The 10,595-nt window shown below is 74.5% G+C and carries 10 protein-coding genes; 6 read left to right on the top strand and 4 right to left on the bottom strand.

The features are described 5' to 3' along the window. Positions 1-184, top strand: a 184-nt coding sequence (locus tag ACR9ZK_RS18200; RefSeq protein WP_481343370.1) for a hypothetical protein, incomplete at its 5' end; no start/stop codon positions are given. 45 nt (positions 185-229) lie between these two features. Here the strand turns inward: ACR9ZK_RS18200 and ACR9ZK_RS18195 are convergent. Next, positions 230-1,522 carry an MFS transporter gene (locus ACR9ZK_RS18195; protein ID WP_481343369.1) on the bottom strand — a complete coding sequence of 431 codons (1,293 nt, stop codon included), beginning with the start codon at positions 1,520-1,522 and terminating at the stop codon, positions 230-232. A gap of 155 nt (positions 1,523-1,677) precedes the next feature. Between ACR9ZK_RS18195 and ACR9ZK_RS18190 the strand changes: the two genes are divergently transcribed. The 4 genes from ACR9ZK_RS18190 (at position 1,678) to ACR9ZK_RS18175 (ending at position 5,787) form a co-directional block, all read left to right on the top strand. Beyond that, positions 1,678-2,190 carry a MarR family winged helix-turn-helix transcriptional regulator gene (locus ACR9ZK_RS18190; protein WP_481343368.1) on the top strand — a complete coding sequence of 171 codons (513 nt, stop codon included), beginning with the start codon at positions 1,678-1,680 and terminating at the stop codon, positions 2,188-2,190. 4 nt (positions 2,191-2,194) lie between these two features. After that, positions 2,195-3,946: a 5,6-dimethylbenzimidazole synthase gene (gene bluB, locus ACR9ZK_RS18185; RefSeq protein ID WP_481343367.1), complete on the top strand. Its 1,752-nt coding sequence runs from the start codon at positions 2,195-2,197 to the stop codon at positions 3,944-3,946. A gap of 111 nt (positions 3,947-4,057) precedes the next feature. Continuing rightward, complete coding sequence (locus ACR9ZK_RS18180) at positions 4,058-4,576, top strand: gamma carbonic anhydrase family protein (RefSeq protein WP_481343366.1); 519 nt, start codon at positions 4,058-4,060, stop codon at positions 4,574-4,576. A 23-nt stretch (positions 4,577-4,599) separates the two neighbouring features. Next, positions 4,600-5,787, top strand: a complete 1,188-nt coding sequence (locus ACR9ZK_RS18175; RefSeq protein WP_481343365.1) for a CaiB/BaiF CoA transferase family protein — start codon at positions 4,600-4,602, stop codon at positions 5,785-5,787. A 76-nt stretch (positions 5,788-5,863) separates the two neighbouring features. Here ACR9ZK_RS18175 and ACR9ZK_RS18170 read toward each other — a convergent pair whose 3' ends face one another. The 3 genes from ACR9ZK_RS18170 to ACR9ZK_RS18160 are packed head-to-tail and all read right to left on the bottom strand — an operon-like array spanning position 5,864 to position 9,017. Next, positions 5,864-6,697 carry a helix-turn-helix domain-containing protein gene (locus tag ACR9ZK_RS18170; RefSeq protein ID WP_481343364.1) on the bottom strand — a complete coding sequence of 278 codons (834 nt, stop codon included), beginning with the start codon at positions 6,695-6,697 and terminating at the stop codon, positions 5,864-5,866. Between the two features lie 5 nt (positions 6,698-6,702). Further along, the gene (locus ACR9ZK_RS18165; RefSeq protein WP_481343363.1) at positions 6,703-7,398 is read right to left on the bottom strand and encodes a response regulator; all 696 of its coding nucleotides are present in this window, start codon (positions 7,396-7,398) and stop codon (positions 6,703-6,705) included. Then, a complete protein-coding gene (locus tag ACR9ZK_RS18160) occupies positions 7,395-9,017 on the bottom strand; it encodes a sensor histidine kinase (RefSeq protein WP_481343362.1) in 1,623 nt (540 codons plus the stop codon). Before ACR9ZK_RS18160 ends, ACR9ZK_RS18165 begins: the two co-directional genes overlap by 4 nt. 90 nt (positions 9,018-9,107) lie before the next feature. Between ACR9ZK_RS18160 and ACR9ZK_RS18155 the strand changes: the two genes are divergently transcribed. Beyond that, positions 9,108-10,514, top strand: coding sequence for a cation:dicarboxylate symporter family transporter (locus ACR9ZK_RS18155; protein ID WP_481343361.1), 1,407 nt, complete (start codon positions 9,108-9,110; stop codon positions 10,512-10,514). Positions 10,515-10,595: the final 81 nt, after the last annotated feature.

The following is a 10,595-nucleotide window of genomic DNA, read 5'->3' as shown; positions in this document are numbered from 1 at the left end:
CCACGGCCTCATGCCCGCCGGCTTCGGCACCCCGACCCAGGACGAGCTCGAGAAGCTGTGGCAGGCGATCCTCCAGCGGCCCGAGAGCCGCGGCACGGCGCAGATGCTGGCGATGCGCCTCTCGCAGCACGACCTCGTGCTGCTGCTCGCCGACCTGCTGGTCAGCGCCGGAGTCCGCGGCTAGGACGTCCGGCGGACGCCCGCCCGCACCCCGCGCCGTGGCCGGGACTCAGGCCGCGGCGGCGGGCAGCGAGCGCGACGCGGGCGGCGCGGCGTCGAGCAGCGCCTCGGCCGGCGCGCCGACCGGAGCTGCGGGCGTACGCCGCATCGCGGCCCGCAGCCGCCACGCCGCGTACACCGCGAGCAGGCTCAGGCCGACGTGCAGCGCGAGGAACCCGTTCGCCAGGCCCAGGCCGAGCAGCGCACCGGCGACGAGCGGGCCGAGCGCCGAGAACGTCGTCTGGATCGCCGTGAAGGTGCCGAGCGTCGTGCCGACGAGCCCGGTGGGCGCCAGGCTCGCGGTGAGCGGGTTGAGCACGGGTGCGTACATCGTCTCGCCGACCGCGAAGACGCCGAACGTCGTGACGAAGAGGGCGGACGCGACCGGCGGCGAGACGAGCTGCGCGGTCGAGAGCACGACCCACGCCAGCGTCCAGACGCCACCGACCACCATGAGCAGCGAGCCGGCGGCCCGCCGTGCGGTGAGCCGCACGACGACGACCTGCAGCGCCACGATGACGATGCAGTTGACCGCGGCCGCGAGGCCGATGGCCGACTCGTCGGCGTCGAGGACCGTCAGGGCGTAGGCCGGCAGGCCGGACTCGAACTGGGCGTAGAAGCCGAGCGCGAGCGTCACCGTGACGACGGCGGTCCAGCGCAGGGCGGGCACCGCGAAGACCCGGCGCAGCGCCTCGACGGTGCTGACGCGTGCCTCGCACTCCTCGGGGGCGACGTCCGCCTCGACCTCGGCGGGCGCGCCGATGCCCGCGATGCGGATGATCGCGGCCGACAGGGCGAAGCCGACGCCGGCGGCGACGAAGGCCAGCGTCATGCCGTCGGTGCGTGACAGGTCGACGAGCTGGCCCGCGACGAAGGCCCCGACGGCCATGCCGATCGCCTCGGCCGTGAACTTGTAGGCGAAGACCTTGCGGCGGTCGGCGTGCCCGGCCCACCGCAGCACGAGGACCGACGCGGCCGGCGTCGAGGCGGTCAGGCCGAAGCCGAAGACGAACATGCCCACGAGGAACGAGGGCGCCGTGTCCGCCCAGACGAGGCCGGCCACACCGGCTGCCGCGAGCAGCTTGGCGAGGACGGCGACGAGCACCGGGTCGAAGCGGTCGCTGAGGCGGCCGGCGAACGGCGCGGCCACGAGGGCGCCGACGGAGAAGAGGGAGCTGGCCAGGGCCGCCGCGAGGGGGCCCCAGCCGCGGGTGTTCGCCGCGTACGCGTACTGGTAGGGCAGCACCGTGCCCCATCCGAGCATGCCGACGGAGGAGGCGAGGACGAGCAGGCGCGTGCGCATGGGTTTCACACCCTTTCCGGGGTCGCAGGTCGAGGCTGTGTGCGGTCGCGGACGCACCTCGGCGTGCAACGCGACTTCGGACTCGAATATTTCGAACTGGAAGTTCGACCTCGAAACTCTAGCACCCCGCCCGCGGGATGGAACAATGCCTTTCCATGGCGACCCGACGACGCAGGAGCGCGGCCCAGGAGCACGCGGCCGACGTCGCGCTCTACACCGCCGCGGGCGGCGAGGAGTCGGTGCAGCGCGTCATCACCGGCGTCTATGCCGTGACGAGGAAGCTCGACCAGTGGTACGTGCGCCAGTTCGCCGACCTCGACCTCACCCAGGGCGAGTGGGCGGTGCTGGCCGGGCTCGCCCGCGCCGGTGACGCGTGCCTGACCCCGAGCCAGCTGGCCGACCTCGCCAACGTCGCCCCCTCGTCGATGACGCACCGCCTGGACAAGATGGAGGCCCGCGGCCTCGTCCGGCGCCGGCCCGACGAGTCGAACCGCACCCGCACGCTCGTGTCGCTGACCGACGATGGCTGGACGCTCTTCCGGGCCGCCGTGCGCGAGTCGAACGTCGTCGAGAGTGACACCCTCCGCGGCCTGAGCGAGACCGAACGCCACGAGCTCGGCCGGCTGCTCGAGATCGTCATCGCGGACCTCGGCGACATCGAGGCGTGACCGCGTGCCCACCCCACCGGAGTCACCGATGAGCTACCGCCGGCCCGTCCCCACCATCGGCGACCGCACGTCGGCCGCCGAACGCGCCCAGGCCCCCGACGCGTGGGCCCTGCGCGACGACCTCGCCTCCCTCGCGCGCGTCATCGGAGCGCGCCGGGACATCCGGCGGTTCCGGCCCGACCCCGTCCCGGAGGAGGTCCTGGAGGCGGTCCTGCTGGCCGGCCACCGGGGACCCAGCGTCGGGCACAGCCAGCCGTGGCGGTTCGTCGTCGTCACCGAACCCGCCACGCGCGACGCCGCCGCGCTGATGGCCGACCGGGCCCGGCTGCGGCAGGCCGCCGGCATGGCCGAGGAGTCGGCGCGCGGCCTGCTCGACCTGCGCCTCGAGGGCATCCGCGAGGCCCCGGTCGGCGTCGTCGTCGCGTGCGACCGCCGCACCCCGGCCGCGGGCGTCCTCGGCCGCGCCACCTTCCCCGACGCCGACCTGTGGTCGTGCGCGGCGGCGATCGAGAACATCTGGCTGACGGCGCGCGCCCACGGCCTCGGCCTCGGCTGGGTGACCCTCTTCGAGCCGGCCGAGCTCGCGAACCTGCTCGGCCTGCCGGACGGCGTCGAGACCCTCGGCTGGCTCTGCCTCGGCTGGCCCGACGAGCGTCCGCCCGAGCCGGGCCTCGAGCGCGCCGGCTGGTCGCGGCGCCTGCCGCTCGAGCAGGTCGTCATGCGCGAGCGCTGGACCGAGACCGAGGCGCCCGTCTCGCACCTGCGCGCGCCCGCCCAGGACGCGGTGGTCGGTGCACGTGACCGCGCCGACGACCTGCTCACCGCGCCCGGCTCCCTCGGCGCCCTCGACGCCGTCCTCGACCGCGTCGAGGCCCTCCCCGCACCACGAGCCTGGACCGGGCGCGGCACGCTCGTCGTCGCCGCGGCCGACCACGCCGTCACGGCGCACCGCGTCAGCGCCTTCGACGCGTCGGTGACGGCCGACGTCGCCGACGCGACGCGGGCCGGCACGTCGATGGGGGCGGTGGCCGCCCGGTCGGCCGGGCTCGACGTCCTGCTCGTCGACGCCGGGGTCGGCTGCGCCAGAGGCGATCTCGTGACGACCGACGCGCTCGACGCGGACACCTTCGCCGACCTGGTCTCGCTGGGCCGCGAGCACGGCCGGCGTCTCGCGCCGTCCGGGCCCATCGCCCTCGGCGAGGTCGGCGTCGGCAACACCACCGTCGCCGCCGCCCTCGCCGCAGCGCTCCTCGGCGTACCCGCGTCGGAGGTCGTCGGGCGCGGGTCGTCGGCCGACACGGCAATGGTCGAGCGCAAGCGCGAGGTCGTCGACCGGGCCGTGGCCCGGGTGACCGGGGCGGCCGGCATCGGCACGGCCGACGGCGCTGTCGACGCCGTCGACGCCGTCGACGCGGCGGAGGTGTTCCGGCGGCTGGGCGGTGGAGAGCTCGCCGTGCTGCACGGCGTGGTGCTCGGTGCCTGCGGGGCCGGTGGCGTCGTCGTGCTCGACGGGCTGGCCACCTCGGTCGCCGCCCTCGCCGCCGTCCGGGTCGAGCCGGCCGTCGCAGCGCACCTCGTCGCGGGGCAGCGCTCGCGCGAGCGGGCGCACGCCCTCGTGCTGCGCGAGCTCGGCCTCGAGCCCCTTCTCGACCTGCGGATCCGGGCGGGCGAGGGCGTCGGCGCGGCCCTCGCCACCGGGCTGCTGCACACCGGTCTGGCCCTGCGCCGCGAGGTCGCGCGCACCGGCGCCGGCTGAACGGGCGCCCGTCCCGGGTCGGACGCGTCACCCCCCACCAGCGCCGACCCCCCCGGCGGGCGGCAGACTGGGCCCCGACCCGCCGCGGGTCCTCACACGGCAGGAGGCCGCATGCTCTACTCGCTCGGAGACCGGACGCCGAGCGTCCACGACACCGCCTGGGTCGCCCCGAGCGCCGAGGTGCTCGGCGCCGTCGAGCTGCAGGCCGGATCCAGCGTCTGGTACACGGCGGTGCTGCGCGCCGACGTCGAGCCGATCGTCCTCGGCGAGCGGAGCAACCTGCAGGACGGCGTCGTCGTGCACACCGACGCCGAGCACCCCACGACCATCGGCTCCGGCGTCTCCGTCGGGCACCGGGCGGTGCTGCACGGCTGCACCGTCGGGGACGACTGCCTCGTCGGCATGGGCGCCGTCGTCCTCAACGGCGCCCGCATCGGTGCCGGCAGCCTCGTGGCGGCCGGGGCGGTCGTGCGCCAGGACACCGTCGTCCCGCCGCGCTCGCTCGTGGCCGGTGTGCCCGCGTCGGTGCGCCGCGAGATCGACGACCCCGGCCTGTTGCGCATCCGAGCCAACGCCGAGGTCTACGTCGGCCTCGCCGAGCTGCACCGCTCGGCCCGCGTCATAGGCTGACCCACCCCGTGGATGGTGACCGAATGACCTCTGCCGGACCCGAAGCCGGACCGCTGTGCGACGTCCTCGTCGTCGACCTGACGCGCGCGCTCGCCGGCCCGCACGCCACGATGATGCTCGGGGACCTCGGTGCCCGCGTCGTCAAGGTGGAGGCGCCGGGTCGGGGCGACGACACCCGCGGCTGGGGGCCGCCGTTCGTCGGCGAGGAGGGGCAGCGGGAGGCGACCTACTTCCTGTCGGCCAACCGCAACAAGGAGTCGATCACCCTCGACCTCAAGGACGCCGCCGACAAGGACGTGCTGCTCGCGCTCGTCGACCGGGCGGACGTGCTCGTCGAGAACTTCCGCACCGGCGTCCTCGAGCGGCTCGGGCTCGGGCTCGAGGCCCTCATGGCGCGCAACCCGCGGCTCGTCGTCCTGTCGATCACCGGCTTCGGCCACGACGGGCCCGAGGGCGGGCGTGCCGGCTACGACCAGATCGCCCAGGGCGAGGCCGGGCTCATGTCGCTGACCGGTTCCGGGCCGGAGGACCCGCAGCGTGTCGGCGTGCCCATCGCCGACCTGCTCGCGGGCATGTACGGCGCGTACGGCGTCGTCGCGGCCCTCAACGAACGGCACCGCACGGGACGCGGCACGCTCGTGCGGACCTCGCTCCTCGCGTCGGTCGTGGGCGTCCACGCCTTCCAGGGCACCCGGTGGACCGTCGCGGGCGAGGTCGGCCGGTCCGCCGGCAACCACCACCCGTCGATCGCGCCGTACGGCCTGTTCCGCTGCCGCGACGGGTCGGTGCAGATCGCCGTCGGCAGCGAGGGTCTGTGGCAGCGGCTGTGCACGGCCTTCGGGCTCGACGCGTCGGGCGAGGGCGTGGCCACCAACGCCGAGCGGGTCGCGCACCGCGACGACGTCATCGAGCTGGTCGAGGCGGCCTTCGCCGACTGGGACGCCGAACCCCTGCTCGCCCGGCTCGCCGAGGTCGGCGTGCCCGCGGGCAAGGTGCGCACCCTCGACGAGGTGTACGGCTGGGACCAGACCGTCAGCCAGGGCCTGCTCGTCGACGTCGAGCACCCGACGCTCGGCTGGATCACGCTGCCCGGGCCACCGCTGCGGTTCTTCGACGCCGGCGGCAGCGAGGTGACCCGCCGCGAACACGCGGCCCCGCCGACGCTCGGCGAGGACGGCGCGGCCATCCGCGCCTGGCTGCAGGAGGGGTGACGCGAGGCGGCCGGCGAGGATCCGGTGGCCTTCGCGACCGCGGTCGCGGGCGAGGGCACCGCCGCGCTCCGTCGCGTCACCGGAAGCGAGCCGCGAACTCTCCGGGCGTGAGCCCCGTGGCGCGGCGGAAGTCGCGGGTGAAGTGGGCCTGGTCGGCGTAGCCGAGGTCGGCGGCGATGGCCGCCAGGCCGGCCGAGTCGTCCCGGAGCCGTTCGGCGGCCTCCTGCAGCCGCCGCCGGCGGATGAGCCACTTGGGGCCGAGGCCGATGCGCTTGTGCAGCAGGCGTTGCAGGGTCCGCTCGGCGACGTCGAAGCGCGCGCACAGGTCGTCGACCCGCAGGAGGTCCGGCGAGGTCTCGACGACCTCGACGAGCGCGTTGACGAGCAGGCCCTCCTCGTCGACGGGCAGCAGCGGGCGCAGGGCGTCCTCGACGACGTCGCGGGCGGCGGCCTGGGCCTCGGCACTCCCGGGGTCCGCGCGCATCGCGTCGCGCACGGCGACGGTGAGGCGGGGCCCGTCGAGCGTCGCCAGGGCGTCGAGGTCGACGAACCGGTCGGTGAGCCGGCGCACCGGCCGTCCCGTCAGCAGCCAGCCGGCCGACGGGCGCAGCATGAGACCGACGGCCCACCCGCGTCCCTCGAGCACCTGGCGGGAGAGACCGGACGCGACGCCGTAGAGGCGGGCGTACGACGGCGACACGACGAGCTGGCACACCGGGTAGGACAGGACGTCCTGGCGCGACGCGGTCCCCGGGGGCACGTCCCAGATCGGCACCCAGAACCGGCGGGCCAGCTCGCCGAGGTCCGGGGAGACGGGGGTGCGCGTCAGGGCCACGGAGCGGTCGGCGGGGTCGACGAGGTGGGCGCGCTCCTCGTCGCGCGTCAGGGCCTCGTCCCGGGTGCTGCGCACGGTCCTCACCGCGCCCAGAGGTACTCGACCTCGGGCCGCCCGGCGCCGGAGTAGCGCGAGCGGCGCACCGCCAGGCGCGTCTCGCAGAGGTGCTCGAGGTAGCGGCGGGCCGTGACGCGCGCGACGCCGAGCTCGTCGGCGACCTCGCTCGCCGACCGGCCCCCGTCGGCCTCGCGCAGGGCCCGTGAGACCCGAGCGAGCAGCTCCTCGCCCATGCCCTTCGGCAGCCGGGTCTCCGCGCCACCACGCATCCCGGCAAACACCTCGTCCACCTCCGCCTGGGTGGACACCTCCGCACCCTGGGTCAGCTGGTCCCGGTAGGAGCGGTACGCGACGAGCCGGTCGCGCAGCGTCGCGAAGACGAACGGCTTGAGCACGTACTGGACGACGCCGAGCGAGACGGCCGAACGAACGACGTCGAGGTCCCGCGCCGACGTGACGGCGATGACGTCCGCCCGGTGCCCGGCCGCCCGCATCGCGCGCACGACGTCGAGGCCGTGCCTGTCCGGGAGGTTCATGTCGAGCAGCACGACGTCGACTGCCTTGTCCTGCAGGACCTTGAGGGCCGCCTGCGTCGTGCCGACGGTCCCCACGACGGAGAAGCCGGGCACGCGCTCGACGTACGCGCTGTGTGCCTCCGCGGCGATCGGCTCGTCCTCGACGACGAGCACCCGCAGGGCCCCCGCCCCGGACGCCGTCACGGGGACACCTCGTGCGGCGTGGCCGCGTCGCGGACCGGGAGCCGCACCGTGAAGGTGGCCCCGGGTGGGCCGTCGACCTCGAGGGTCCCGCCGAGCCGCTCGACGGTCTGGGCCACGAGGGCCAGCCCGATGCCCCGCCGCCCCGCGCTGCCCTGCTCCTTGGTCGACCAGCCGCGCCGGAACGCGTCGGCCACGCCGCCCGGCGGCAGCCCGGGACCGTCGTCGCTCACCTCGAGCACGGCGTGGTGGTCGTCGACGTGCGAGTCGAAGGCGACGTGCCGGGGGACGCCGGGCTCGCCCGCCGCGGACACGGCGTCGAGGGCGTTGTCGATGAGGTTGCCGACGATCGTCACGACGTCCCGCGTCGGGGCGACGTCCCGCGGGAACCGGGCGCCGGACCCGATGTCGAAGACGATGCCGCGCTCGTGCGCCTCCGCGGCCTTGCCGAGGAGCAGCGCCGTCAGGGCCGGCTCGTCGACGGCGCCGACGACCTTGTCGGTGAGCAGCTGCGACACCTGCAGCTCCTCGGTGGCGAAGTCCAGGGCGCGGTCGGTGTGGCCCAGCTCGATGAGGCTGACGATGGTGTGCAGCCGGTTGGCCGACTCGTGCGCCTGCGAGCGCAGCGCCTCGGTCAGGCCGCGGGCCGAGTCGAGCTCGCCGGTCAGGGCCTCGAGGTCGGTGCGGTCGCGCAGCGTCGCGACGTGGCCGAGCAGCCGGCCGCGCCACCGGGCCGGCGCGCGGTTGAGGACGAGGACGCGCGCGGCCGTGACGTGCAGCTCGTCCTCGTGGGTGGCGTCGTCGGTGAGGGCGGCGACGAGCGCCGGCGCGAGCCCGAGGTCGGCGACGCGTCGGCCCACGGCGTCGGCGGGCAGCGCCAGCAGCCGCACCGCCTCGTCGTTGGCCAGGCGCAGCGTGCCGTCGAGGTCGGTGATGACGAGCCCCTCGCTCACCGCGTGGAGGACCGCGTCGTAGTACTCGTACATCTCGCGCAGCTGCTGCTCGCCCAGCCCGTGGGTCTGTCGGCGGATGCGCCGCGACACGAGCGCCATGCCGAGACCCGACAACAGGGCCGCGCCCAGGCCGGCGAGCAGGATGCCGGGCAGCTGCGCCCGCACCTGCTCGCCGACGGCCGACTTGCGGATGCCGACCGAGACGAGCGCGACGATCCGCGACCCGTCGCGAACCGGCACGACGACGCGCGCCGACGGCCCGAGCGTGCCGGTGTAGTCCTCCTCGACGACGCCGCCTGCGCGGGCCGCCTCCGTGTGGCCGATGAACCTCCTGCCGATCTGGGCCGGGTCGGGGTGCGTCCACCGGACGGCGTCGGTGCTCATGACGACGACGAAGTCGGTGGCGGTGTCGGCCCGGACGCGTTCGGCGAACGGCTGCAGCTGCGCGGTCGGGTCGGGTCCCTGCACCGCGGAGACGACGGCCGGTGTCGAGGCGATGGTCTCGGCGACGGCGAGCGCCCGGGCCATCGCCGCCTCGTCGCCGGCGCGCTGCGCCTGGACCCAGGCGCCCAGCAGGCCGGCGGCGACGACGAGGACCGCCACCAGCACCTGCAGGGCGAAGGTCTGCGCCGCGACGCTCCACCGCCGCGGCGAGAACTCAATGAACACAATCGTGACCCTAGTCACTGCGCCGGTCACTCTCGATGTCATCCACCGGTCCGGGGTCTCCACACCCGGCCCACGCCAACGGAGGTCACCGTGAGTTCCACCGCCGACAGCGCCGTCGACGCCCACACTGGGGCACGACAGAAGCGCGACCGCACCCATTTCCTCTACGTCGCCGTCATCGTGGCGATGGTCGCCGGCATCATCGTCGGCTGGGCCTTCCCCGACGTGGGCAAGAGCCTCAAGCCGCTCGGCACCGGGTTCGTCAGCCTCATCAAGATGATGATCACGCCGATCATCTTCTGCACGATCGTGCTCGGCATCGGCTCGGTCCGCAAGGCCGCCCAGGTCGGCAAGGTGGGCGGGCTCGCGCTCGGCTACTTCGTCGTCATGTCGACGGTCGCGCTCGGCATCGGCCTCGTCGTGGGCAACATCATCCACCCCGGTGACGGCCTCAACCTCACCGGCGCGGTCGCGCAGTCGGGCGCCTCGCAGGTCGACGCGAAGGTCGAGGGCCCGGTCGACTTCCTCCTCGGGCTCATCCCGGACACGCTCGTGTCGGCGCTGACCTCGGGCTCGGTGCTCCAGGCGCTGCTCATCGCCCTGCTCGTCGGGTTCGCGCTGCAGAAGATGGGCAAGGCCGGCGAGCCGATCCTCGGCGGCATCAAGCACCTCGAGCGGCTCGTCTTCCGGCTCATGGCCATGGTCATGTGGGCCGCTCCGATCGGTGCCTTCGGCGCCATGGCCGCCCTCGTCGGCGCCACCGGCATCGGCTCGCTCAAGAGCCTCGCCATCCTCATGGGGGCCTTCTACGTCACCTGCCTCATCTTCGTCTTCGCCTTCCTCGGCTCGATCCTCAAGCTCGTCACCGGCATCGGCCCCTGGTCGCTGCTGTCCTACCTCGGCCGCGAGTTCCTCCTCATCCTGTCCACGTCGTCGTCCGAGTCGGCCCTGCCGCGGCTCATCGCCAAGATGGAGCACCTGGGCATCTCCCGGCCCGTCGTCGGCATCACCGTCCCGACCGGCTACTCGTTCAACCTCGACGGCACGGCCATCTACCTGACGATGGCGAGCCTGTTCATCGCCGAGGCCATGGACAAGCCGTTCAGCCTCGGCCAGCAGATTGGCCTGCTCGTCTTCATGATCGTCGCGAGCAAGGGCGCGGCCGGCGTCAGCGGCGCCGGCATGGCGACCCTCGCCGGTGGTCTCCAGTCGCACCGCCCGGACCTCGTGCCCGGTGTCGGCTTCATCGTCGGCATCGACCGGCTCATGAGCGAGGCCCGCGCCCTGACGAACTTCGCCGGGAACGCCATCGCGACGGTCATCATCGGCACGTGGGTCGGTGAGATCGACAAGGACAAGGCGCGACTCGTCCTCGCCGGCGAGCTGCCGTTCGACGAGTCGAGCATGCTCGACGCAGAGTCCGACGCCGTGGAGGCGCCGGTCCCCGACAGCTCGGTGGACCGCCCCGCCGAGGGCCAGCTGGTCGGCGCACGCTGACGCACCACCACCACCCCGACGCGCACCGGCGCGGCCGCACAGGCCTGTCTCTTATACACATCTGACGCTGCCGACGACGGA

Source organism: Monashia sp. HAY1-5C (assembly GCF_056755255.1).
This window is presented reverse-complemented; position numbering and strand designations above follow the sequence as displayed.